This window comes from Ruegeria sp. CF4, from assembly GCF_056537345.1.
Map to the genome: position 1 here is coordinate 113099 of NZ_JBQFRJ010000010.1, position 24508 is coordinate 137606.

The 24508-nt window shown below is 59.3% G+C and carries 24 protein-coding genes and 1 pseudogene; 14 read left to right on the forward strand and 11 right to left on the reverse strand.

From position 1 onward, the window contains the following. Nucleotides 1-48: 48 nt before the first annotated feature. Nucleotides 49-1389 carry a M16 family metallopeptidase gene (locus tag ACR0NF_RS17700; RefSeq protein ID WP_480667955.1) on the forward strand — a complete coding sequence of 447 codons (1341 nt, stop codon included), beginning with the start codon at nucleotides 49-51 and terminating at the stop codon, nucleotides 1387-1389. After that, complete coding sequence (locus ACR0NF_RS17705; RefSeq protein WP_480659893.1) at nucleotides 1386-2690, forward strand: M16 family metallopeptidase; 1305 nt, start codon at nucleotides 1386-1388, stop codon at nucleotides 2688-2690. Before ACR0NF_RS17700 ends, ACR0NF_RS17705 begins: the two co-directional genes overlap by 4 nt. Before the next feature lie 3 nt (nucleotides 2691-2693). Here ACR0NF_RS17705 and ACR0NF_RS17710 read toward each other — a convergent pair whose 3' ends face one another. The 4 genes from ACR0NF_RS17710 to deoC all read right to left on the reverse strand — a co-directional run bounded on the left by ACR0NF_RS17710 (nucleotide 2694) and on the right by deoC (nucleotide 7697). After that, nucleotides 2694-3425 (reverse strand): Crp/Fnr family transcriptional regulator, encoded by a 732-nt coding sequence (locus ACR0NF_RS17710; RefSeq protein ID WP_480778699.1) that lies wholly within the window; start codon nucleotides 3423-3425, stop codon nucleotides 2694-2696. An 88-nt stretch (nucleotides 3426-3513) separates the two neighbouring features. Then, on the reverse strand, nucleotides 3514-4329 hold the full coding sequence (locus ACR0NF_RS17715; RefSeq protein ID WP_480471627.1) for an SDR family oxidoreductase: 816 nt from the start codon (nucleotides 4327-4329) through the stop codon (nucleotides 3514-3516). 24 nt (nucleotides 4330-4353) lie between these two features. Continuing rightward, nucleotides 4354-6687: an aldehyde dehydrogenase family protein gene (locus ACR0NF_RS17720; RefSeq protein WP_480778700.1), complete on the reverse strand. Its 2334-nt coding sequence runs from the start codon at nucleotides 6685-6687 to the stop codon at nucleotides 4354-4356. 11 nt (nucleotides 6688-6698) lie between these two features. After that, complete coding sequence (gene deoC, locus ACR0NF_RS17725) at nucleotides 6699-7697, reverse strand: deoxyribose-phosphate aldolase (RefSeq protein WP_480667996.1); 999 nt, start codon at nucleotides 7695-7697, stop codon at nucleotides 6699-6701. Between the two features lie 201 nt (nucleotides 7698-7898). Here deoC and ACR0NF_RS17730 point away from each other — a divergent pair, with 201 nt between their 5' ends. The 6 genes from ACR0NF_RS17730 (at nucleotide 7899) to ACR0NF_RS17755 (ending at nucleotide 15220) form a co-directional block, all read left to right on the forward strand. Beyond that, complete coding sequence (locus tag ACR0NF_RS17730) at nucleotides 7899-8852, forward strand: metal ABC transporter solute-binding protein, Zn/Mn family (RefSeq protein WP_480471630.1); 954 nt, start codon at nucleotides 7899-7901, stop codon at nucleotides 8850-8852. A 3-nt stretch (nucleotides 8853-8855) separates the two neighbouring features. Further along, nucleotides 8856-9659, forward strand: coding sequence for a metal ABC transporter ATP-binding protein (locus ACR0NF_RS17735; protein ID WP_480778701.1), 804 nt, complete (start codon nucleotides 8856-8858; stop codon nucleotides 9657-9659). A gap of 3 nt (nucleotides 9660-9662) precedes the next feature. Then, complete coding sequence (locus ACR0NF_RS17740) at nucleotides 9663-10868, forward strand: metal ABC transporter permease (RefSeq protein WP_480471632.1); 1206 nt, start codon at nucleotides 9663-9665, stop codon at nucleotides 10866-10868. Beyond that, nucleotides 10865-11794 carry a metal ABC transporter permease gene (locus ACR0NF_RS17745; RefSeq protein ID WP_480471633.1) on the forward strand — a complete coding sequence of 310 codons (930 nt, stop codon included), beginning with the start codon at nucleotides 10865-10867 and terminating at the stop codon, nucleotides 11792-11794. Before ACR0NF_RS17740 ends, ACR0NF_RS17745 begins: the two co-directional genes overlap by 4 nt. Before the next feature lie 284 nt (nucleotides 11795-12078). Next, nucleotides 12079-13938: a DNA mismatch repair endonuclease MutL gene (gene mutL / locus ACR0NF_RS17750; RefSeq protein WP_480471634.1), complete on the forward strand. Its 1860-nt coding sequence runs from the start codon at nucleotides 12079-12081 to the stop codon at nucleotides 13936-13938. Between the two features lie 52 nt (nucleotides 13939-13990). Next, nucleotides 13991-15220, forward strand: a complete 1230-nt coding sequence (locus tag ACR0NF_RS17755) for a DNA recombination protein RmuC (protein WP_480471635.1) — start codon at nucleotides 13991-13993, stop codon at nucleotides 15218-15220. 3 nt (nucleotides 15221-15223) lie between these two features. On the opposite strand, the gene ACR0NF_RS17760 is transcribed toward ACR0NF_RS17755, so the two are convergent. The 3 genes from ACR0NF_RS17760 to ACR0NF_RS17770 are packed head-to-tail and all read right to left on the reverse strand — an operon-like array spanning nucleotide 15224 to nucleotide 16991. Then, complete coding sequence (locus ACR0NF_RS17760) at nucleotides 15224-15628, reverse strand: hypothetical protein (RefSeq protein ID WP_480667949.1); 405 nt, start codon at nucleotides 15626-15628, stop codon at nucleotides 15224-15226. A 45-nt stretch (nucleotides 15629-15673) separates the two neighbouring features. Further along, entirely contained in the window at nucleotides 15674-16324 is a 651-nt protein-coding gene (locus tag ACR0NF_RS17765) for a ChrR family anti-sigma-E factor (RefSeq protein WP_480471947.1), read from the reverse strand. 10 nt (nucleotides 16325-16334) lie between these two features. Continuing rightward, nucleotides 16335-16991 carry a sigma-70 family RNA polymerase sigma factor gene (locus ACR0NF_RS17770; RefSeq protein ID WP_480667948.1) on the reverse strand — a complete coding sequence of 219 codons (657 nt, stop codon included), beginning with the start codon at nucleotides 16989-16991 and terminating at the stop codon, nucleotides 16335-16337. Nucleotides 16992-17135: 144 nt separating this feature from the next. Between ACR0NF_RS17770 and ACR0NF_RS17775 the strand changes: the two genes are divergently transcribed. The 4 genes from ACR0NF_RS17775 (at nucleotide 17136) to ACR0NF_RS17790 (ending at nucleotide 19182) form a co-directional block, all read left to right on the forward strand. Then, nucleotides 17136-17909 (forward strand): DUF1365 domain-containing protein, encoded by a 774-nt coding sequence (locus ACR0NF_RS17775; protein ID WP_480471639.1) that lies wholly within the window; start codon nucleotides 17136-17138, stop codon nucleotides 17907-17909. An 86-nt stretch (nucleotides 17910-17995) separates the two neighbouring features. Further along, nucleotides 17996-18313, forward strand: coding sequence for a DUF3775 domain-containing protein (locus ACR0NF_RS17780; protein ID WP_480778702.1), 318 nt, complete (start codon nucleotides 17996-17998; stop codon nucleotides 18311-18313). A gap of 406 nt (nucleotides 18314-18719) precedes the next feature. Continuing rightward, nucleotides 18720-18947 (forward strand): DUF1127 domain-containing protein, encoded by a 228-nt coding sequence (locus ACR0NF_RS17785; protein WP_480659874.1) that lies wholly within the window; start codon nucleotides 18720-18722, stop codon nucleotides 18945-18947. Between the two features lie 34 nt (nucleotides 18948-18981). Further along, nucleotides 18982-19182 (forward strand): DUF1127 domain-containing protein, encoded by a 201-nt coding sequence (locus ACR0NF_RS17790; RefSeq protein WP_480471642.1) that lies wholly within the window; start codon nucleotides 18982-18984, stop codon nucleotides 19180-19182. 71 nt (nucleotides 19183-19253) lie between these two features. Here the strand turns inward: ACR0NF_RS17790 and ACR0NF_RS17795 are convergent, their stop codons facing one another. The 4 genes from ACR0NF_RS17795 to ACR0NF_RS17810 are packed head-to-tail and all read right to left on the reverse strand — an operon-like array spanning nucleotide 19254 to nucleotide 22745. Next, nucleotides 19254-20396 carry a saccharopine dehydrogenase family protein gene (locus tag ACR0NF_RS17795; protein ID WP_480778703.1) on the reverse strand — a complete coding sequence of 381 codons (1143 nt, stop codon included), beginning with the start codon at nucleotides 20394-20396 and terminating at the stop codon, nucleotides 19254-19256. A gap of 3 nt (nucleotides 20397-20399) precedes the next feature. After that, on the reverse strand, nucleotides 20400-21455 hold the full coding sequence (locus ACR0NF_RS17800; protein ID WP_480778704.1) for a saccharopine dehydrogenase: 1056 nt from the start codon (nucleotides 21453-21455) through the stop codon (nucleotides 20400-20402). A gap of 14 nt (nucleotides 21456-21469) precedes the next feature. Beyond that, on the reverse strand, nucleotides 21470-22084 hold the full coding sequence (locus ACR0NF_RS17805) for a glutathione S-transferase family protein (RefSeq protein WP_480778705.1): 615 nt from the start codon (nucleotides 22082-22084) through the stop codon (nucleotides 21470-21472). Nucleotides 22085-22094: 10 nt separating this feature from the next. Further along, nucleotides 22095-22745 (reverse strand): histidine phosphatase family protein, encoded by a 651-nt coding sequence (locus ACR0NF_RS17810; protein WP_480778706.1) that lies wholly within the window; start codon nucleotides 22743-22745, stop codon nucleotides 22095-22097. Between the two features lie 129 nt (nucleotides 22746-22874). Here ACR0NF_RS17810 and ACR0NF_RS17815 point away from each other — a divergent pair, with 129 nt between their 5' ends. Both ACR0NF_RS17815 and gcvT read left to right on the forward strand, forming a co-directional pair. Next, nucleotides 22875-24059, forward strand: a complete 1185-nt coding sequence (locus ACR0NF_RS17815) for a Zn-dependent hydrolase (protein ID WP_480471647.1) — start codon at nucleotides 22875-22877, stop codon at nucleotides 24057-24059. A gap of 302 nt (nucleotides 24060-24361) precedes the next feature. Continuing rightward, nucleotides 24362-24508: pseudogene (gcvT, locus tag ACR0NF_RS17820) on the forward strand (glycine cleavage system aminomethyltransferase GcvT); the annotation flags it as partial.

The following is a 24508-nucleotide window of genomic DNA, read 5'->3' on the forward strand; positions in this document are numbered from 1 at the left end:
CACCACCACCGTAGTTTGATTGTCATCAAACGAAACGGAGGACGCCCCATGGTTCGGGCCCTGGCACTGTCGGCAGCCCTGATCGCTGCAACCCCTCTTTGGGCGCAAGAGGGGCAAGAGGCGGTCACAACTTTTACGCTTGATAACGGCATGGATGTCGTGGTGATCGAAGATCGCCGTGCGCCGGTCGTGCAGCATATGGTCTGGTATCGGGCCGGATCGGCGGATGAGCCCATCGGTTCATCAGGTGTGGCGCATTTTCTTGAGCATCTGCTGTTCAAGGGAACCGACACGCTGGCTCCGGGAGAGTTTTCGGCCACCGTTGCTGCCAATGGCGGCAATGACAATGCCTTCACCTCTTATGACTACACCGCCTATTTTCAGCGCGTTGCCGCCGACCGGCTGGAACTGATGATGCGGATGGAATCAGATCGGATGCGCAACATTCGTCTGACTGAAAACGATATTGTCACTGAACGCGATGTGATCCTGGAAGAGCGTAATCAGCGCACGGAAAACAGCCCCCGCGCACTGTTCGGCGAGCAGATGAATGCGGCGCAGTATCTCAACCATCGGTATGGCGTGCCCATTATCGGCTGGCGTCACGAGATGGAGACGCTGGATATGGATGACGCTCTGTCCTTCTATCAAACCCATTACGCGCCCAATAATGCCATTCTGGTCGTCACGGGCGATGTCGACCCCGATGAGGTCAGAACGCTGGCAGATCAGTATTATGGCGTGATCCCTGCCAATTCAGATCTGCCAGAACGCATCCGCTCGCAAGAGCCACCCCAGACGGCCGAACGTCGTCTGACCTTCAAGGATGCCCGCGTTGCGCAACCCTATGTCCAACGCAGCTATCTTGCGCCGGAACGGGATGCGGGTGCGCAGGAGAAGGCTGCTGCGCTATTCCTGCTGGCCGAATTGCTTGGCGGTAGCACGACGTCTTACCTGAACGAAAAACTGCAGTTTGAGCAGCAGAAGGTTGTTTATGCCGGCGCGTTCTATCGTGGCGTTTCGCTGGATGACACCACGTTTGACCTGCTGGTGGTGCCCGCCGAAGGCGTCTCATTGCAGGAGGCGGAAGATGCAATGGATCAGACCGTTGCCGATTTCATTGCCGAAGGTGTCAACGAAGACGACCTTGACCGGATCAAGATGCAGCTGCGCGCATCGCAAATCTACGCGCGCGACAATGTGGACGCCATCGGCAACCGCTATGGCCGGGCGCTGACCAGTGGTCTGACAGTCGAGGACGTGCAGGACTGGCCCGATATCCTTCAGGCTGTCACCGGGGACGAGATCATCGCAGCAGCACGCGAGGTGCTGCAGTTGGAAACCTCGGTCACCGGCTGGCTGATGCGCGACGATGAGGTGACCCAATGAAACGGATTTTCGCGACGCTGATCGCATTTGTCGTTGCCCTGCCTGCCTGGGCCGAGATCAATATCCAAGAGGTTACCTCTCCCGCCGGGATCAAGGCCTGGCTGGTCGAGGATCACTCGATCCCCTTCACGGCGCTGGAGCTGCGTTTTCGGGGTGGGACATCGCTGGATGACGCCGACAAGCGAGGCGCTGTCTATCTGATGAGCGGCCTGATCGAGGAGGGTGCCGGAGATATGGACGCCCGGACCTACGCCCGCGAGCTAGAGTCACTGGCGGCCTCGTTCACGTATCGCGCGACGGATGATACCGTTTCGATCTCAGCACGGTTCCTGACCGAGAACCGCGATGAGGTGGTTGATCTGTTGCGCACCACCCTGCACGAACCTCGGTTTGATCAGGACGCAATCGACCGGGTGCGCGCCCAGGTGATTTCGGGGCTTAAATCGGATCAGACCGACCCGAACGACATAGCCGGGCGCAGCTTCGCCCAGATGGCCTACGGTGATCACCCCTATGCCACGGATGGCAAGGGGACGATCGAATCCGTCTCGGCCCTGTCGCGTGAGGATATCGTGTCCGCCTATGACAATGTATTTGTCAGGGATCGTCTCTATGTCGGAGCCGTTGGCGACATCACAGCCGAAGAGTTGGGTGCACTGCTGGACACCCTGCTTGCGGATTTTCCGGCGACCGGCAAACCGATTCCGGACCGGGCTGAGGTGAATATCCCCGGTGGAATCAGCGTGGTGGATTTTGATACTCCGCAGTCAGTTGCCTTGTTTGGTCATGCGGGGATCGACCGCGATGATCCGGATTTCTTCGCCGCCTTCGTTCTAAACCACATCCTTGGAGGTGGCGGGTTTGAGAGCCGCCTGATGCAGGAAGTGCGCGAAAAACGTGGCCTGACCTATGGCATCTCGACCTTCCTTGTGCCCAAGGATCTGGCCTCGGTCTATCTGGGGTCGGTATCGTCGGCCAATGATCGCATCGCAGATGCGGTGGAGGTGATCCGCGATGAATGGGCCCGTGCGGCGACCGAGGGGGTAACCCAGAAGGAACTGGATGACGCCAAGACCTATCTGACCGGAGCCTACCCGCTGCGTTTCGATGGCAATGGCCAGATCGCCGGGATCATGGTCGGGATGCAGATGGAAGAGCTCCCTATCGACTACATCGCCACCCGCAATGACAAGGTAAACGCAGTGACACTGGAAGAGGTCAACCGCGTCGCCTCTGAACTGCTGGACCCAGAGGGTCTGCACTTCACCATTGTGGGCAAGCCGGTGGGTCTGGATGGTTGACGCCTAGGCCGCAACTGCGGTGGTGCGCGCTTTGACCGTGTGATTGTTACTGCTTAGCAGCTTCTGGCGCGCATGCCGGAAATGCGCGGCCTTGAGCGCGTCGTCGATCTGGCGATTGCGCCGCAGCAGACGGGCAAGGCGCTGGCTGTCGAAAACCATACAGGTGGTCGGTTCGGCTGCGCGCACCGTTGCGGTTGCAGGCACTCCGATGCCAAAGGTCAGCTCTCCGAGAATCTGGTCGGGGCCGCATTGGTTGATGACCTGACCAGTCTTGAGGATGGTGGTGCGGCCCGACAGTACATAAGCCAGATAGTCGCTGGTGATGCCTTCTTCGATCACCGTTTCGCCGGGTTCAAACGTGACCAGAATGGCCGTGTTCAACAGCCTGCGTGCATGATGCGGCTTCAGCGTCTCAAGATAGTTCTCGACGAATTGCCGTTCGGGTTTGGAGAACCGCACAAGGTGATGCGAGAGATATCCGCGTATCAGGCCCATGACCGAGATCAGGATATAGGCCATCTGGATGATCGAACCCGCGAGGTTGAATTCTTCGGCCATGCTGATCAGCACGCAGCTGGCAGCTACAATCACCAGCACCGGATACAGAACACCGCTGCCCCGCACGATCCCCATTTGCAGAAGGAAATAGTTCAGGATGTATAGCCCTGCGCCCAGCACACCGATCATCACGATGATCTGCGCTGTTTCCGGGGTGCCAAAAGGCAATGTCAGCATGTCTTGACCCATCCTTACATTGTGATGGGCAGGACTCTGCGTAATTGGTCACATGCTGTATATGAACAATTTCACAGGCTAATTTGTTTTATGTCTGTGCCTTAGCCTGTGCGCGCAGCATTTCTCCCATCATTTGCCCGAATTTGCCGGAGCCACGTTGATAGAGCGCTCCGTCAACGGCCAGAACTGTCCCGCTGATATAGCTGGCAAGGTCCGAGCTGAGGAACAGGCAAGCGTTGGCAACGTCTTGTGGCTGACCCCAACGTCCCAACGGCACGTCGCGGCGCAGCGCTTCACCGGCATCCGGGGTCGGAGCCAGACGTTTCGCGCCCTCGGTCCCTTCAATGAACCCGGGCACGACCGAGTTCACGCGGATCCCTTCGCCACCCCATTCCATCGAGAGCGTCCGGGTGATCTGGTCCACGCCCGCCTTCGCCGCGCAAACATGCGCTTGCCCCTCGTAGGGAAGATAGGATTGCGGGGCCGAGATGTTGATGATGCTCGCACCGGGGCGTTTGAGGTAAGGATACGCCCCTTTCATCACATGGATTGTGCCCATCAGATCGATATCGATCACCGTCTTGAACGCGTTGACCGACATCTCAGCTGCCAGTGCCGGAAAGTTTCCGGCTGCGCCTGAAACCAATACATCGAAATCTCCGAACGTCTCATGGAACTGCTTCAGACCCGCTGCCACAGCATCAGGATCACGCACGTCGAACGCCTCTCCGATGGCGTCTTGCGCGCCCGCCGCCTTTAACGCTGCAACGGTATCATCCACCTTCTCCTGCGACCGGCTGGCCACAGCCAGTTTGGCACCCGAGGCCGCAAAAGCCTCGGCAATGCCCCGGTTGATACCGCTGGTGCCGCCAATGACGATGACGGTTTGTCCTGAAAAATCCATACGGGCCTCCCTGATGCGGGGGCCCTACTCGCCGTAGGGCACCCAGATGTTTTTAACTTCGGTCGCAGCCTGCAGGAAGCGGCGTGAATGGTCCACGCTCCAGTCAAATGCCGTCGCGTTATTCACCCAGGTCCGTTTCAGGTTTCCGGCCGAGACGACCTCGATCTCTTTCGACAAATCAGTGGACGAGAATGACCAGACAGCATCGACGTTCAGATGCGAGGCCAGCGGTTTGGCCAGTTCCGCATGACTGCCGGTCAGGATGTTGACCACGCCTGCGGGGACATCGGAGGTTTCAAGGATCTGGTAGAAGTCGGTCGCTGCCAGTGGATAAGGCTCGGATGCGGCCAATACCACTCGATTGCCCATCGCAATCGCCGGAGCCATGGCCGAGATCAGACCCAGCAAAGGCGCCTCGTCCGCACAGAGCGCAGCGATCACGCCAACCGGTTCCTTCATCGCAATCGCAACGCCCCGGATCGGAACGCCATGCACCTGACCGTCATATTTGTCTGCCCACGCGGCGGCGGTAAACAGGCGCTGGATTGAGGCGTCGACCTCTTTTGCGCCATCCTTCTTACCGGTCATCGCATCAATGCGTACGGCGAATTCATCGGCTCGGGCTGAGAGGTTCTCGCCAATATAATACAAGATCTGCGCCCGCAGGTGACCGGTGGTCTTGGACCAGCCTTTGGCGCCCGCCGCAGCCTCAACCGCGTTACGAACGTCTTTGCGGTTGGCAAGGCCTACATGGCCCAGTAGGCCAGACTTGCCCCAGATGGGTTTCGAATACCCACCGTCGGGTCGCGCCTGCTTGCCGCCGACATACATCTTTGCCGTGCGATCGATGGGGTCGACCGGGGCACCTTCGCCCATCGCGGCCTCGACCTTCGCCAGCGGCTTGGCCTTGCCCTTGGGCTTGGTATAGGCGGTCAGCCCTTCCCAGCCGCCTTCACGGCCAAAACCGCTCTCACGCACACCGCCGAACCCAGCGGCAGCGTCGAACAGGTTGGTGGCATTCACCCAGACCACGCCGGCAACCAGCTTGGGCGCGATATCCAGCGCGAGGTTCACGTTCTCAGTCCAGACCGTTGCTGCCAGCCCGTAGCGGGTGTTGTTGGCCAGCTCGACCGCTTCTTCCGGCGTGCGGAAGGTGGACGACACCAGCACCGGGCCGAAGATTTCCTCCTGCATCAGCGGGTCGGAGGTTTCGAGGCCTGAGATCAGCGTCGGCGGGTAGTAGCAGCCGTTTGCGGGCAGCTCACATGCCGCCTGATGCACGTGACCCACCGTGTTGCTTTCGACCATGCCCTTGATGGTCTGTAGCTGGACAGGGTCAACAACCGCACCCACGTCGATGCATTTGTCCAGCGGATCGCCAATGCGCAGCGTGTCCATGCGCGCGCGTAGTTTCGCGTGGAACCGGTCGGCGATGCCTTCCTGCACCAGCAGGCGCGAGCCCGCGCAGCAGACCTGACCCTGATTGAACCAAATCGCGTCGACCAGTCCTTCGATCGCTGAATCAATCTCGGCGTCGTCGAACACGACATAAGCGGACTTGCCGCCCAGTTCCAAAGTCAGTTCTTTGCCCGAACCTGCGGTCGCCTCGCGGATGCGACGCCCGACAACAGTCGAGCCGGTGAAGGCGATCTTGTCCACATCCGCGTTCACGATCATCTCGCCCACCGCGCCGTCTCCGGTGACGATGTTGACCACGCCCTTCGGCAATCCGGCCTGCGTGCAGATATCGGCAAACAGCAGCGCGGTCAGCGAGGTATATTCGGCCGGTTTCAGAACCACCGTATTCCCCATCGCCAGCGCGGGCGCAATCTTCCACGACAGCATCAGCAGCGGGAAGTTCCATGGGATGATCTGCCCGCAAACCCCCAGCGCTTGCGCGTCGGGCAGTTCGCTCTCCATCAACTGGGCCATGCCTGCGTGGTAATAGAAGTGCCGCTGTGCCAGCGGGATGTCGATGTCGCGCGATTCACGGATCGGCTTGCCGTTGTCCATACTCTCCAACACAGCAAACAGACGCGAGTGCTTCTGCAACAGCCGCGCAATGGCATAGAGATACCGCGCGCGGCCCGCGCCGCCCTGCTTCTCCCATTTCGGCTGCGCCTTGCGCGCGGCGGCAACGGCGGCGTCCACGTCGGCCTGTTTCGCCTGTGTCAGCTTGGCCAGCACCTCTCCGGTCGCCGGGTTGCGGCTGTCGAATCCCTTGCCAGGTTTGGTGAAGGCACCGTCGATATAGTGTCCGAACTTGTCGCCCTGATCGACCAGCCAGGCCAACGCCTCGGCAGCGCTTTCGGGGGCGGGGCCGTAGTCCATGGTTTCGAAAATCTCTTTGACTGTCATTGTTTTCGTCCTCAGCCCATCGAGTGCCTGTAACCGGCGGAATAAGCGCCCGTCACGAAGTGTTCCAACTGCCGCTCGATATCGCCCAGCAGCGACGATGCGCCAAACCGGAACAGATCGGGTTCCAGCCAGCGGTCGCCTAGCTCGTCTTTGATCAGCGACAAGTACACCAGCGCGTCCTTAGCTTTGGAAATCCCGCCTGCAGGCTTGTAGCCAACGCGATATCCCGTGCGGTCGAAATAATCGCGGATCGCGCGGATCATCACCAGTGACACCGGCAAAGTGGCGTTGACGCTCTCTTTCCCGGTCGAGGTCTTGATGAAATCAGCCCCGGCCATCATGCAGACCAGCGAAGCACGCGCAACATTACGCAGGCTGCCCAGTTCTCCGGTGGCGAGGATGGCTTTGACATGGGCATCACCACAGGCCACGCGGAAGGCCTTCATCTCGTCATACAGCGCCTGCCAGTCGCCAGAGAGTACGTGACGGCGAGAGATCACGATGTCGATCTCATCCGCGCCCGCCTTCACGCTTTCCTCGATCTCGGCCACGCGCAGATGAAAGGGCGACAAGCCTGCTGGAAAGCCGGTCGATACAGCGGCCACGGGAATCCCTGTGCCTTTCAATGCATCCACCGCTGTTTCGATCATGTCGTGATAAACACAAACCGCGCCGGTGGTGATCAGCGGCATATCCATCGCCTGCAACAATGCGGGCGTAACAGGCTGGCGCGCCTTGGCGCAGAGACGGCGCACGCGGCCCACGGTGTCGTCACCGGCCAGCGTGGTCAGGTCGATCATCGTGATCGCTTTCAGCAGCCATGCCGCCTGATAATCTTTTTTCACTGACCGCCGACCGGGCAGTGTCGCCGCGCGGCGTTCGATCGCCGAGGTGTTGGCCTGCACGGCCCGCACCCAGTCCAGGTCGAGGTCCATACCTGGGTTCCGGGGCTCGGTCACTTGTGGCAGATGCGCGGTGCGCACGGGGCTCTGAGTGCTCTGCGTTTCCATCATCGCGTCCTTTGGGAGGTTTGCGCCAAAATCGCACGGGTTGGCCGCAATTGAAAGGTGCAGCGCGGTACAGATATGCAAAAATTTGACCATTTGGACAAATTATGGTACATTTTCTTGCGAGTAATTCTCAATAGCATTGACTTAGTTGCGAATGGTTCGCATATTCATTCTCAAGTGAACATTCAGTGGGGATCGAACATGATTCGTCGCAGCTTTCTTGCGGCCCTGACATTTGCCGCAACATTGCCCCTCGCAGCCTGGGCCGAGGCACCGCTCAAGGTGGTTGCGACCACGGGTATGATTGCGGATGCGGTGCGTCAGGTCGGCGGCGATCAGGTTGAGGTCAAAGGCCTGATGGGCCCCGGCGTCGATCCGCATGCCTATCGCCAGACCCGGACCGATATCGTGGCGATGACCCGTGCCGATCTGGTGCTCTGGCATGGTCTCTATCTTGAGGCCCAGATGGAAGAGTTCTTTCACGATCTAGGTCGCAAGCGCACCGTCATGGCGGTGGCAGAAGGGATCGATGCATCCAAGCTGCGGGCGCATGATGATTATGCCGACAAATACGACCCGCATGTCTGGATGACCCCGGAGTTGTGGCGTGATGTGATTGCCGAAGTGCAATCCGCATTGACCGACGCCCGCCCTGAGGCTGCCGAGGTTTTTGCTGCAAATGCGCTGGTTCATCTGGCCGATATTGACCGGCTAACCGCCTATGCCAATGACGCATTGGGCTCGGTGCCCGAACGCAACAAGGTGCTGGTCACGGCGCATGATGCTTTTGGCTATTTCGGCGAGAGCTTCGGGTTCGAGGTTTTGGGCATTCAGGGCATCTCAACCCAGTCCGAGGCCGGTTTGAACCGGATCGGTGAGCTTGTTGACCTGCTTGTTGACCGTCAGATCGCCGCTGTTTTCGTCGAAAGTTCGGTCTCTGACCGTTCGATCCGGGCGCTGATCGAAGGTGCCGCGGCCAAAGGGCACAAGGTCACGGTCGGGGGCGAGCTGTACTCGGACGCCATGGGCGAACCCGGCACTTACGAGGGTACCTATATGGGCATGCTTGACCACAACATCACCGTGATTGCCGCAGCGCTGGGCGGAGATGTGCCGGGTCGCGGCATGGATGGAAAACTGTCGGCGGGGTTTTGAATAATGCTAGAACTTGCTTCCGTTCAGGGTGTCTCGGTCGAAGATCGCGGGATTGACGACAGCCCTCTGGCCATTCGCGGGCTGACGGTTTCCTATGGTCAGAAGCCAGCCGTGTTTTCGGTGGACATGACCGTGCAACCCGGCGCGATGACTGCAATCATCGGTCCGAACGGTGCTGGTAAGTCGACGATGCTGAAAGCTGCCTTGGGCATTGTTCCGACCCTGTCCGGGCAGGTGACGGTATATGGCAAGTCGCTTGATGCGCAGCGTGCACGCATTGCTTATGTGCCGCAACGCGCAAGTGTGGACTGGGATTTTCCGACCCGGGTGCTCGACGTTGTGCTTATGGGCCTGTCACGAGAGCTGGGTCTGTTGGGTCGCGTTCGTGCCCGTCACATGGCCTGCGCAATGGATTGTCTGCACCGTGTGGGCATGCGTGACTTTGCTAACCGTCAGATCGGGCAATTGTCGGGCGGTCAACAGCAGAGGGTTTTTCTTGCGCGCGCGCTGGCTCAGGATGCTGATTTGTACCTGTTGGACGAACCTTTCGCAGGTGTTGATGCAGCCACCGAAAAAGCTATCATTGCAGTGCTGAAATCCCTGAAAGAGGCAGGCAAGACGGTCGTCGTCGTGCATCATGATCTGGCCACGGTCACCGACTATTTCGACCATGTGTTCCTGATCAATACCCGTAAAGTGGCCGAGGGCCCGGTGGCCGAGGCCTTTACGCCTGAGACCTTGCAAACCGCTTATGGGGGCCGTCTGGCCACTGCTCAGATCGATCAGGTCTCGCGCGAGATAGGATAATTCATGCTTTGGGACGCTCTGAGCCTTCAGCTTGGCTATAACGCCACGCTGGTTGCGATTGGTGCGAGTTTGCTGGGCATCTCGGCCGGGGTAACGGGCACCTTTCTGTTTCTGCGCAAACGCGCGCTGGTCAGCGATGCGATCAGCCATGCCACGTTGCCCGGTGTCTGTCTGGCCTTCATGGTGCTTGTGGCGTTTGGCGGTGATGGCCGGAACCTGATCGGATTGCTTGCAGGCTCGGCCGTGTCGGCGTGGATTGGCCTGCTCTGCATGAACTGGCTGACACGCCATACGCGACTGGCCGAAGACGCAGCGATCGGTGCGATCCTGTCGGTGTTCTTCGGTCTGGGTATCGTCCTGTTGACTGTCATCCAGACCATGGGCGTGGGCCGTCAGGCCGGGCTTGAGGGGTTTCTGCTGGGGTCGACTGCGGGAATGCTTTGGGCGGATGCTCTAATCATCGCGGTCGGTGGCGCTCTGACGCTGGCATTGGTGCTGGTTATCAGACGTCCGATGATGATGGTGGCCTTTGATCCCGAATATGCGACGGCGCGTGGGTTGCCCGTGTCCCGGATCGATTTGGCGATGATGGGCCTGGTGATGGCGGTGACGGTTGTGGGGCTGAAAATTGTCGGCCTGATCCTCATCGTGGCCTTGCTGATCATCCCGCCGGTCACGGCCCGGTTCTGGTCGGAACGGTCGGACCGTGTGGTGCTTTTGGCCGGACTTGCCGGAGGGCTGGCGGGCTATATCGGAGCGGCGTTGTCGGCATCAGCCCCGAACCTGCCGACGGGTCCGATCATCGTGCTGGTTAGCTTCGGGTTTTTTGCTCTTTCATTGCTGCTGGCTCCGGTACGTGGCGTATTGGCTGCCGTCTTGCGCCACCTACGGTTCCAGCGCCGGGTTCACGTGCGGCAGGGGTTGCTTGCATTGGCGCAGGGTCAGAAGATTTATGAGCCTTTGACTCTACGCCTGCTGCGTCGTGCCGGGATCGTGCGGGCCGATGGTGTGGCGACCGAAGCGGGCAAGGCGCGCGCCGCCAAAGCCCTGCGTGATGAGAAACGATGGGAATTCGTCCGCGCCGATCAGGCGCATGAGGCGACAGCCGCGCTCTATGACGGGCTGCGCGATATCGAAACGGTTCTGACCCGTGACCAGATTGCAGAAATCGACCGCCGCATTGGCGGCCCGCAGGGGGTGCCCTCATGAGTGGTGAAGAATTTGTCCCCCTGTCACTGACACCGATGCTGATCGGAACCTTTGCCGCGATTGCTTGCGCGCTGCCTGGCAACTTTCTTGTGCTGCGCAAGCAAGCGCTCATCGGGGATGCAATCAGCCACGTGGTTCTACCCGGCATCGTTGTGGCGTTCCTGTTGACCGGGGTGATCTCGACCTGGCCGATGATGCTGGGGGCCGCCGGTGCCGCCATTGTCGCGGTCGTCATGATCGAGGCGATCCGACGGCTGGGCCAGATCGAACCCGGTGCCGCCATGGGCGTCGTGTTCACCACCATGTTCGCAGCAGGCGTGCTGCTGCTAGAGCAAACCGATACATCGAACGTCCATCTGGACGTCGAACATGCGCTTTACGGAAATCTGGAAAGCCTGATCTGGCTGGACGCGACAGGCTGGTCCTCGTTGCTGGACCCCGTGGCGCTGGCAGGGCTCCCGCATGAGCTTCCGCGTATCGCTTTGACGCTGGTCGGAGTGATCTTGTTTACCTGGCTGTTCTGGCGTCCATTGAAGATTTCCACCTTTGACGAAGGATTCGCGCGCACCATCGGCATTCGGACTGGCGCGCTTGGCATGGCGTTGGTCATCACGGCTGCCATCGCCGCTGTGGCCGCCTTTGATGCCGTTGGCTCAATCATTGTGATCGCGATGTTCATTTGCCCGCCCGCCGCGGCGCGCATGATGACCAATCGGCTGGAATTTCAGGTCGCGTGGAGCGTTGTGTTCGCCACCATCTCCGCCATGGCGGGGTATGTACTCGCGGGGTATGGTCCGCTCTGGTTGGGGGCAGCGGATGCTGTCAGCGCTGCCGGTATGATTGCAACGGTCTCGGGGCTGATTCTGGCTGTGGCGGCGGTCTTTGGACCGTGCCGAACCCGCTCCGGAGCCCCAAGCACGGCTTGACTTGGCGTATTTGCGCCAGTGCCATCTGCAGAGCATCGGCGCATCTTTGCCAAGTGGAAACAATAGCGCAGTCTTAACAAGATTTATTCCATTTCTCGTGGTACGAGTCCTTCAATTGTTAAACGGATGACCACCACTCACTTCGGTAAGTCCGGCCAGCTCTGACCAATGTCGCTACCCCCTTGACGCCGCGGTCAGAGCCGGTCGGACACCTTATTTCTAGACCCCCGAATTCTATTCAAACCGGTGGCAGAATCGCGCGCATATGTGCTAGGTCTAGCGGTATGGCGCATACGAACCCCAATATCAGCGAAAACAGACCGGTCATCCGGCAGCTAGACGATGCCGCCATTAATCGGATCGCTGCAGGTGAAGTGGTGGAACGTCCGGCCTCGGCGGTTAAAGAGCTGGTCGAAAATGCAATCGATGCCGGGGCGACTCGGGTTGCGATTGATATCGCGGATGGCGGGAAGACGTTGATTCGCGTCACCGACGATGGTTGCGGCATAGCTGCAACGGAACTGCCATTGGCGTTGTCGCGCCATGCGACCTCTAAGATCGATGGTTCTGATCTACTCAATATCCACACGTTTGGATTTCGGGGTGAGGCATTGCCGTCTTTAGGGGCTGTCGGGCGCCTGACCATCACCAGCCGGGTGCCGGGTTCGGATGCAGCTCAGATCCACGTGTCCGGCGGCAAGATGGAGGCGGTGAAACCTGCGGCCTTGCGCGCGGGCACAGTGGTTGAACTGCGCGATCTGTTTTTCGCCACGCCGGCGCGGCTGAAATTCATGCGCACCGACCGGGCCGAGGCGCAGGCTATCACCGATACGGTCAAGCGTCTGGCGATGGCTGAACCGGCGATCACATTTACACTGCGCGACGTCTCGGGAGGCGGCGAAGGGCGGGTGACCTTTCGCGCGGATCGTGAGAATGGCGATTTGTTCGACGCCATGCACGCCCGATTGGCCCGCGTGATAGGACGTGAGTTCGCCGAGAATGCTCTGCAGATTGATGCGACGCGCGAAGGTATCCGGTTGTATGGCTACGCTGCCTTGCCGACCTATTCGCGCGGTGCGGCGGTTGCGCAGTACCTGTTCGTCAATGGCCGTCCCGTGCGGGATAAGATGCTGACAGGTGCGCTGCGGGCGGCGTATTTCGATTTCCTCAGTCGCGACCGTCACCCGGCGGCAGCGCTGTTCATTGATTGTGACCCGACGCTAGTGGATGTGAACGTCCATCCGGCGAAATCCGAGGTTCGTTTCCGTGATCCCGGCGTGGCCCGGGGACTGATCGTTTCGGCGCTGCGCCATGCTCTGGCTGAGGCTGGGCATCGGGCCTCGACCACTGTTGCTAATGCGACCTTGGGTGCGATGCGGCCCGAACCGGCCCAGCCCGCTCCGGGGCGGGTGTATCAGATGGATCGGCCATCGCTCTCGGCACGACAGGCGGCTTATCAGGCGCAGGCGCCTGGCTTTGCCGAACTGTCCCGCGACTATAGCGGAAGTGTGGTCGAACCTGCTCCGGTGGTCCCGGTTGCCGCTGAAGAACCTGCGCCGCAAGACCTGCCCTTGGGTGCCGCGCGTGGTCAGGTGCACGAGAATTACATCATCGCCCAGACCGCCGATGGTATGGTGATCGTTGACCAGCACGCGGCGCATGAGCGGCTGGTTTATGAAAAGCTCAAAAACCAGATGGCCGAAAATGGCGTCGCCGCTCAGGCACTGTTGATCCCCGAGATTGTCGAATTATCCGAGGGAGACTGTGCGCGTCTGATGGCCGTAGCCGATGATCTGTCTCGCTTCGGCCTGACCATTGAGCCCTTCGGAGGCGGAGCTGTCGCCGTGCGTGAAACCCCGGCTATCCTGGGTGAAGTCGACGCCCGCGCGATGATCCTCGACATCCTTGATGAACTGGCCGATCAGGGCGAGAGCCAGATGGTGCAGGCACGGATTGAGGCGATCCTCAGCCGGGTGGCCTGCCACGGCTCAGTTCGCTCTGGCCGCCGGATGAGGGCCGAGGAAATGAACGCTCTGCTGCGCGAGATGGAGGCGACGCCTCATTCCGGTCAGTGCAACCATGGGCGGCCAACATATGTGGAATTGAAGCTGGCCGATATCGAGCGTTTGTTCGGCCGCAGTTGATCCCGTGCGTTTGGCGCGGTAAGAAGAATAAAACAAGAACATCCGAGGCGATATGATCGAGATTGCTGGCACCCAAGTTGCATTGAACGACCCCGTGATCCTGATTGCGGGTGGAGTGGTGGCATTGATCCTGCTTCTGCTGTTTATGTCCATGCGCGCGGCGCAGCGCTCGGCCCGGATGGCGGAGCCTCTGGCCCGACAGATGGCGCATCTGGGCCAGCATGTGCAGCAGTTGGGGCAGGGGCAGGAGCAACTGCGCGGCGGATTGCAGCATGTTTCGGACACGCAAGCCAATGCGCAGGTCCAGGTGATCCAGACAGTCGAATCCCGCCTGTCCTCGGTCCAGCAGCAGATGAACGACCGGCTGGCGGATAACGCGATGAAATCGGCGCGTGCTCTGGCTGAGATGCAGGAGCGGATGAAGGAATCGCTGCATGGGTCGTCAAAGCAGACTGCGACTTCGCTGACGCAATTGCAGGAACGTCTGGCAGCCATCGACAAGGCGCAGGACAATATCACCAAGCTCTCGGGCGATGTTCTGTCGCTGCAGGATATCCTGTCGAACAAACAAACCCGCGGTGCGTTTGGTGAGATTCAGCTGAACGATATCGTCTCCAAAGCGCTGCCTACAGACAGTTTTAAGCTTCAGGCGACGCTGTCGAACGGGCGTAGGGCGGATTGCTTGATCAACCTGCCGAACCCTCCGGGCCCGATTGTGATCGACAGCAAATTCCCGTTGGAGGCTTATGAGGCGCTGATTGGTGCCACCAACGATATGGAACTGAAAGCTGCAGTGCAAATGTTCCGGAGCACCGTGCGCAAACACATCAACGACATTGCCGAAAAATATATCCTCGACGGTGAAACCGCAGATGGCGCGCTGATGTTCCTGCCGTCCGAGGCGGTCTATGCCGAGCTGCATGCCAAGTTTCCCGAGCTGGTGCAGGAGAGTTTTTCGAAGCGGGTCTGGATCGTCTCGCCCACCACCTGCATGGCGACGCTGAATACGATGCGCGCGATCCTGAAAGATGCGCGAATGCGGGAGCAGGCCGGAGCGATCCGCAAGGAACTGGGCATGCTGCACAAGGATGTTGACCGATTGGGCGAACGTGTGTCCAACCTCGATCGTCATTTCGGGCAGGCGGCCAAGGATATCTCGGAAATCAAGATCAGTGCCGAAAAGGCCGGGCGTCGCGCGCAGCGGTTGGACAACTTCGACTTCGAGGAGCTTGCCCCGGACGATCACACCAATGTCGTACCGCTGGGGAAAACCGAAGGCTGAGCGCTACTGGATCGACAGGTCCAGAGTGTAACCAACTGTTTTGCCCGTATCGCGATCATTTCCCATCAGGTAGACGCGGATCGTGTAATCTCCGTCTTCGGGTAGGTCGATCCGGGCTGTATTGCCATCGATTGAGCCGTTATAGATCGCCGCCCCGTCACTGCCCGGAGGCAGGATGTTAAAATAGATCACACCATTGCCGTTCGTATCGCTGACTTGCAGATCGGCGAACATCTCTTGCCCTGATCTGGCGCCCAGGGAGTAGTCAAAATAATCGCTGCCGGTGATCGTGCCGCTGACCATCGTGCCATAATTACCCGGTTCGAATTTCACATCTGCTGAACTCTGTCCCAAGGCAACGCTTGCAAGCCCCGCAAGTAAAGCGCTCAAGATGAAACGTGTTTTCATAGTCTCCTCCGGCTGGGTCAGCGCAGCAAAACCTGCCTGAGTATGTCAGATCCGCAGGAAGGGTTGGAACAGGCGTGGCATCAGTTTGCTGAACTTCAACGGCGCGTCCGTGACTGCCAGACAGATACAGTCTCCCGACAGATCCGCGGTCGGAGTGTGATGCAGATCTTCATCCGCGATTTCGACATCGCCGCGCGCAAAGTGGTCGACCTCGTCCGAAAAGGCACCCTGTAGCACCATGGTCAGCTCAGTTCCGTGATGGCTGTGGTCAGGTACCGCGACGCCAGCAGGAATGAACAGCAGCCGGGCCGTCGCTTCGCGGGTTGTGGGCAGGATCGCCTGTTTGACACCCATCCCGATGGGCTTCCATCTGATCGCGTTCACATCGCCGCCCACATAGTCCTGCAGCGGAGCGGGTAATACCGAACAGCCTGGACGCACGGGCTTCGGGGTTGGCGCACCCTGCGCAATCAGCGCCATGGTTGCGGCCAGAGAGTCATCGGCCATTTGAGCGGACGCAGGCTGTTCCTCAAGAACGCAGCCCCCAACGGCGTCGAAACTTTCGGCCCGGGCCCGACAGTGATCGCATAAGGAAAGGTGCGTGGCGACCATCAGGTCGAACGCTTCGGGCAGATTGCCTGCGGCATAGGCCATCAGCAGGTCATCCGTCAGGTGATGTTTGATCTCGTGTTTCATCGTCTTCATCTCAGTTCATCGCGTGGCGCAGGCGGTCCAGCGCCAGCCGTATCCGTGATTTGATCGTGCCCAGGGGCAAGCCGGTTTGTGCAGCGATTTCTCGGTGGCTCAGATCCCCGAAGTAGGCCTTCTCGATCAGCTGCCTTTGCGCCTCGGGCAACGCCGTCATGGCGTCACGCAGCTGCGCGGTCTCCTGTTGCATTACCAGTACATCTTCCTGTTCCGGCTCTGCCTCGGGCCCCCAGCCAAGATCTTCGGGCTCGGGGCGGCGTTGTTTGCGCAACACATCGATGCGTTTGTTACGGGCGATCGTGAACACCCATGTGGCCACGGTCGCGCGCGTCGGATCGAATAGATGCGCCTTATGCCACAAGGTCGCCATAACTTCTTGCGCGCATTCTTCGGCCATCGCGGCGTCAGAGCCTGATTTCATAAGAAACGCTTTGACCCGAGGTGCAAAGTGCTGGAACAGCTCGGCAAAGGCCATCTGATCCCGCGCGTCACGGATGCGGGCGACGTGACTCACCCACTCGGTTCTGGTCCTACAACTGCCGTTCGCGTTGTTCACCGGCTTGCCCTTGCTGCGTTTCTTCGCGAGCAAGGCCTTGGGGGCAGGGCTCTCACCCACCGGATCATCCACGCTCACAGTATCGATCTCTGTAAACATAACCTCATTACGCAGTCGGGCCAAAGCCGGATCACTTCGCACGAATATTTTAATCCATCCTGAGGCCTACTTCGTAGTATCCCTATGAAAAGGCCCTGGAATTGGGCGCCGATCGAGCGGCTTGGTGGCCAACTGGAAAGCAAAATGGACCGGATCGACCATATCGCAGGGCATACCTATCACGGACGGAAGGGTGCGATTGAAAACGCATTTCGCTATTCGGTCGACTACATCCTGCTTGATCCGGAAAAAACAGTTGCGACTCCGCTTCTGTTTTCGCTGAACCGGATAAATGTCACGAACTGGCGCAGCCGCGATCACGGAGGTGAACCCGGTAAGGGGGGCGGCGCGATTTGGCTGCGTGAACAGTTCGATAGGATGGGCATTACACAGCCCGCGGAAATCACCTTGCTGACTCAGCCCCGTGTGTTGGGACATGTCTTCAATCCGGTCAGCTTCTGGTTCTGTTTCGACACGGTACAACAGATCTATGCAGTGGTGGCCGAGGTGACCAACACCTATGGTACGCGCCACAGCTACTTGTGCCACAATGCCAATTTTGCACCCATCCAAGCCTCGGATCGCATCGTGGCGGACAAGCTGATGCATGTCTCTCCGTTCCAGAAGATCGAAGGGTCCTATACGTTCCGTTTTGACTACCGACCGGACCGGATCGGTGTCTGGATTGATTATGGCCGCGAGGCCGGAGGGTTGATTGCGACCCTGACCGGATCACGGGAACGATTGACCGATGGGATAATCTTCAAATCGTTGCTGCGCAGGCCATTTGGTGCGCGCCGCACCTTCGCATTGATTGTCTGGCAGGCGTTGAAGCTGAAGCTGAAGAAGGCCACGTTCCGCCCGTTTCGGACCGCGCCTGTACCGGATCACCCGGTTTCCCGCGTTCGCGAACCATAAGCCGCACCTGTTTGTTCAAGATCAAAGACTCAGCCCCGTCAGAGTGGTTGTTGTAGGGTTGAGACCGCGAACACGAGGAGTTGGAAATGCTGGAAATCTCGGCAAGAAAAATAGCCCAGGTCGCCATGATGGGGCGTGAATTGGACCGGGCCGAGGGCGAACTGCGTGCGTTTATCGACCGGATGGGTGAAGACGAACAGGCCGAACTGGTCGCCGTCATGTGGATCGGGCGTGAGAGTTTCTTCGCTGAGGATCTGGCCGAGGCCGTCGCCACCGCCAAGTCCGAGGCTTCGACTCCGTGCGCGGATTATCTGATCGGCACGCCGCATCTGTCCGATCACCTTGAAAACGGCCTGGATGCGCTTGGGATATCGGCCGAAGACATTGAGAACGATCTGATGTAGACACAGTCTGAGAGGGCAGGTGTGAGAAGCCAGCCCTCCACCATCAATGCTTGAACCGATGACGCCTCCCCAGAGTGGTTTTGTCAAACGAAGAGGCGGACGTGGACAATTGCAAGATGGTCAGCCTAGGGTCCGTGTAGATATGTCTTTGGTTGATTGAATGATCTCAACGATTACCGCCGGCGCCGCTCAACGTCCGTTTTCCTGGATGCGAGTCGCAGCAGTTTTGATGATTTTCGCAACAGCCGGGTCGCGCGCAAACTTGCTTGATCTGGTCTATGCCCAGCAGAAGTAAGCTGCCCTCAGTTCATTAAGCAAAGTTCATGTGTCGTTCCGGCATCGTTAATGCCGAGTTCTTTTCTCAGGTACATCACCGAGCTGGTAATGAAACTTGGAGGAAAACGACATGGCACATGTACATACAGCGAACGCCCAGAAGGGTCTCTTTTTTGGCCTGTTTGCAAATCATGCTGAAGTGAAGGTCGAACAGTTCCGCCGGCGTGCTTACACCAGAACGCTTCGCGAGCTTGAGCGGCTGAGCGATGATCAGTTGCACGATATCGGCATCCCGCGCGATGAGATCAAGCAACGCGCGTATCAGAGCGTCTATCACCACATGCCGTATCGGGCGTAGGTCTAACCGCAAATCCGATTGAGGAGGTAGGATCATGCTGGATACGAACCCTGTCAATGATCAGAACCCGTCGACCAGTGCTTTGATGCTGTTTGACCGGGCAATGCAGATGCGCGCGATCCGGAAAGATATCGTCTGTGCGGCTCAGGAATTGAACCGGCTGTCAGACCAAGAGCTTTCTGAATTGGGTATCAACCGTGTCGATGTCGAAACGGTGATTGCACAATTTATCTGAACGCTCGCCCGTCTGTTCGGGAAAGATCAGAACAGCCATTCCTGTGTTACGGGAATGGCTGTTTCTCTGATTCAGGCAAGGTGATCAACGACCTGCAGATGTTGTGCCAGCCTGTCGATTTCACTCATCCAGCCCTGTACCAGTTTTGGATCGCTGGGAGCTGCGTGGACGCCAGCGGGGATGGCGCGGTTCTGCACCGCCTCGACGGCCAGTGACACCGGGATTGAGACCAGGCGCGCCATGGCAGTGCCGCGCGCATCGCCCCAGGCGTCCATGACATAGGTTTTGTTCCAGACCGGAATACCGTCCTTTTCGGCCTTCAGGCCAACACACAATACCACGCGGTCAGGTTCGCCTTCGTCATAGGCATTCTCGGCCCAGAACTGGTCGGACATCTCTTTTAGGCGGGCGTCGCCTTCGGGTCCCGAGAGGGTTTCGATCTCGGTGAACACATCCGACCAGGCATCGGCCCAGCCATTCAAACGCAAGGTGCCGCGGACGAATTCCTTGACCGGCCAGTGATCCTCGAACTGATACTCGGCCATGAAAGGGAGCGAGTCGCGGTTGGGGTAGACCTCAAAGCTTTCCGGTGTCGGCAGCGGCGCGATATAGCTGGTGATCGCATCCCACGGGCGGGCGACGTCCAGAGGAGCGTAGTCGCGGATCGATTTCGATGGTGAGCGTAGCGCCTTGAGCACACCCAAGGGCGACCAGCTGAACTTGTAGCGGAACGGGTTGGGGTTCTTGGGAATGCCGCCACAGTATGAGATGAAGCTTAGGTGGTTCTTCGCATCGAACGCGTCTGAAACGCGGTAGTCTGCGACCAGGGCGTGCGCCATCAGGTGGTCTATGCCCGGGTCCAATCCGACCTCATTGACCAGCGCGACACCCGCTTCACGTGCTTTGTCATCCAATGCGCGCATCTCGGGCGCGATGTAAGAGGATGAGACAAAATTGACCTCTTTCGAGATCGCCAGCTCCGCCAGCGGCACGTGCCAATCACCCGGCAGCATGGAGACGATCACGTCGCCTTTTTCCAAGACCTCGCCCAGAGCGTCGATGTCGAACGCCCGGATGTCATCGGTCAGGTCTCCGACCTCGGCCTTGGCCTTGACGATCGTTCGATTCCAGACGGTGACCTTGTGCCCGCCTTCGATCAGGCGCCGCAGGCCGGGGATGGCCGACAGGCCGGTACCACACCAGTGAATCGTCATCGCTCAGATCCCTTCGATATGAGTTTTGTAAGTTGCTTCTGCCCGGCCCCAGACACCGCTGTCCAGATCGGTCAGGGTCAGCAAAGACGGCAGCAATTGCGCCGCATAGTCTTCCGAGCTTTCGACCGGCAGCATCGATGGCAGGTTGTCGATGGCCATGACGTCCATCACCGGGTTGGTCGCCACGCGCAGGGCCGGCGCGTCCCATGTGGTGGCGCGGTCATAGACCGGCACCGGGTTGTAATCGCTGTCCGGGTCGCAGGCGACATCGCCAATGGCGGTCAGCTTGCGCGGTGCGGTCAGAGCTTCGCGCGGAACAAAGACCGGGGTACCGGGGCGCGCGAAGATGCAATTCAGGAACAGGTCGTGGTTCAGGATTTCCGGAAAAGGCCCGCCGCTTGCGGTCTCGGCCATGTCCCATTTGGTGACTTTGACACCCATGGCCTCGCAGAGGTCTGCAGCTCCGGTGCCCACACGACCCAAAGCTCCGATGACGATGGCGTCAGGACGCGCCGCACCCATAGCGTCCAGTTCGGCCAGCAGCTCGGCGTTCAGCGCATCTTTGTTGCCGTAAACTCCAACGGGCGGGCATTCCTCGCCTCGTTGCTGCGCGGCCCATGTTTTCAGCGTGACCGCAGCCCCGGCATAACCGGCCCAATAGCCAAAGGCGGCAACCCGGCGGCCACCTTCCTCGACCAGATATTCCAGATCATAAAGCGTGCCGCCGCCAGTCTTGAAACGTTGCAACAGCGCGCGACCGGAATGTTGACCCTTATAGGCATGGCCGAACATGATGTGGCGGTGGGGCAGGGGCGTGCCGTCCTCGGGCAGTTCCTTGAGGCCGAAGATAATCGCGTCATGCGGCGCATCTGGCCAGGAATTCTCAGCAGCGATCTCACAGCCCGCGTCCTTATATCCATCAATCGGGATGGCCCGGACGGAGCTTTCTTCGACCGTTACACGGATACCTGCGGCGATCAGGGCGGCGGCGCCTTCGGGGGTCAGTCCGACCCGTTCCTCGTTCGGGCGCTGTTCTGCCCGGACCCAGAGATGTGTCATTCCTATTCCTTTTGTCAGAGCATTCCGGCGGCGCGCACCGCCTGTACCGAAGGCCGGGCCTCCATCGCTTCACGGAAGGCGACGATCTTGGGAAAGGCTGAGACTTCAACGCCATCGCCTTCCAGCCAGCTGCAGACCACGTAGAGATAAGCGTCGGCCAGCGAGAACGCCTCGCCCAACACAAACGGCCCACGCAGCCCGTTCGACGAGATATAGTCGCAGGACGCGGTCATGTTTTGCGCGACTTTGTCCTTCATGTCTTTCCAGCTGGATTTCTTGTCTGCCCAACGGGGCCCGCGCAGCTTATGGGCATGGTTCACATGCATGGTCGAGGCCAGATAGTACATCACCTCTCGCATCCTTGCGGCCATTACGGGGTCTTCAGGGACCAGCCCGGCCTGTGGTGCGATGGTGGCAATATAGTCCAACAGCGCGCCGGTTTCGGTCAGGATGCCGCCCTCGACCGCCAGCGCCGGAACCCGGCCCTTGGGATTTATCTGCTTATAGGCGGGCTTGGTCTGCTCGGCCCCGGCAAAATCCAGCTTGATGGCTTCATAGTCCAGCCCTGCCTCTTCCAAGGCAATCGCGACGGCGATCGAGATGGTGCGTGGGGCATAGTAAAGCTGCATCGGGGCCTCCTTAAAGGTGGGTCTGCGCGTATTGCCGGTCGGGCGCTTCCAGATGGGGCACAGCGTTGAACAGAACGGGGCTCAGCTGTGTGCCAATCGGGTGCAGACGATGCATCGACGTATTCATGATGGCAAGGGCCACCCGCGCCATCGACGGAATGTCCAGGCCCATGGCCTGCCGCACCACCATCGAGATCAACCCGCCCGAGGTCACGATGATTGCCGGCCCACCCTCGGTGCCGATGTCGTGCAGGGCATTAGATACACGCGTTTCGAACTCTGCGAAGGTCTCTGGCGCATCCTCGATCTCGCCCCGGGACCAGGCAGAGAAGGTGCGCGGCAGATGTTCGACAAAGCCTTCGCGGTCGGTCGGAACCTCGACCCCGTGCTGCTGGTGAAACAATTGGGCGAGGGTGAAATACTCGATCTCGTTGAGCCGCGCGTCACGGATCGGCTCGGACAACCCCATACTGTTTGCGGTTTCCACATGACGGTTCAGGGTGCCACAATAAACGCGGGGATAGTGGGTGCGCGTGTCACGCAAATGCGCACCCAACCAACGTGCCTGCTGATGGCCCAAATCACTGAGCCTGTCATAGCTCAGCTCATCCCGCGCGGTTGTATTGGCCTGCCCGTGGCGCACCAGTGTAATATGTGACATGACGATCCCTCTTGGTCTGACGTCTTAGGGCAGGTTCGGGGCCGGGGCCAGAGGGGTTTCGCATGCGCTTCAAAAAACTCCTGTGCCCGGTGCGCTTTATCGTTATGGTCGCTCCGAGAGGGAGGACCCATGGCTGTTGATCACACACGGTTTCTGGCCGATTTGCACAAGCTGCGGTCTTTCGGATCTTCGGGTGTTGGCAAGGGCGTTGTCCGCCCTGCCTATTCCGAGGCCGACATTGCCGCGCGCCAATGGTTGGCTGGGCGCATGAGCGATGCCGGTCTGACACCGCATTTTGATCCGGTTGGGAGCCTGTTTGGTCTGGCCGAAAGGCCGTCGCTGTTGATGGGGTCGCATTCCGACAGTCAACCCGAAGGCGGCTGGCTGGACGGCGCTTTGGGGGTCATTGCAGCGTTGGAAATCGCGCGTTCCAGTGACCGGCCTGTCTCGGTCGTCAGCTTTCAGGACGAAGAAGGGCGGTTCGGCGTCACCACTGGGTCGGCGGTCTGGTCGGGTGGATTGCCTCTGGCAAAGGCAGACGGTCTGACGGATGGCGCGGGCATCAGCTTTGGCACGGCAAGGGCATCGATGGCCGGGCTTGCTGAAGGTTTTGTCGATCCCGCGCGGTTCAACGGCTTTATCGAAATGCATATTGAACAAGGCCCCGCGCTGGATGCTGCTGGAGAACAGATCGGAGTCGTGACCGATATCGTCGGCATTCGCGACATGTCGATCACCTTCGAGGGGCAGCAGAACCACGCCGGAACCACACCGATGCATCTGCGCCGCGATGCGTTTCAAGCGCTGTCTTTATTCAACGCGCGTCTGAATGACCTGTTTCGCAATGTCGTCACGCCGCAAACCGTCTGGACCATCGGGCGCGTTGATTTGCATCCAAACGCGTCCTCCATCGTGCCGGGTCGCGTTCGCTTCTCGATGCAATGGCGCGATGGCGATGCCGACCGGCTGGTGCGTATGGAAGAGATCATCCGGGCCACCGCGCAACAGGTGGCCGGGGAACTGGGGATGGAGCTGAGTTACGGCCCGATGTTGGGGCTGGAACCAGTCAGCATGGACCCAACCCTGCGCGGCGCGCTGGAGGCGGGCGCGCAAGCGGTCGCGCCTGGCAAATGGCGCAGGATGCCATCGGGTGCATTGCACGACGCTACCAATGTCTCGCGGCTCATGCCGGTTGCGATGCTGTTCGTGCCATCAATCAACGGAATCAGCCATGATTTCGCCGAGGATACGGCCGAAGATGACCTGGTCGCGGGTCTTCGCGTGCTGGATCACGCTGTTCAGGCCTTGAGGTGATCTGCGCGATAAAGCGCAGTGAAAATACAAATTTTACAGCAGTTTGACCTGCGTTAAGCAAAACTCAAACGCACCATGCCCTCTGATATGCGTTGTGTTTCCATGGGCGGCGTATATGGAGTGTTGCCTAACGGAAAAAAGTTTCCTATAGGAACATTATTGATGCATACGCCCGTATACTGACGCTTTGAGATGCTGGAGAATTCCTGAATTCCAAGGCTGAATCGTTGCAATATGCGTAGCTTGGGTCAGACTGATGGGCATGCGTTGCAGCCATTAGATACAAAATGAAGGTACCCGCCATGACCGAACTAAAACGCACCCCCCTTTACGAACTACATGTTGAGTTGGGAGGTAAGTTGGTTGATTTTGCTGGTTGGGAGATGCCTGTTCAGTATCCCTTGGGGATAATGGGTGAGCATAAGCAGTGTCGTGAGAAGGCGGCGTTG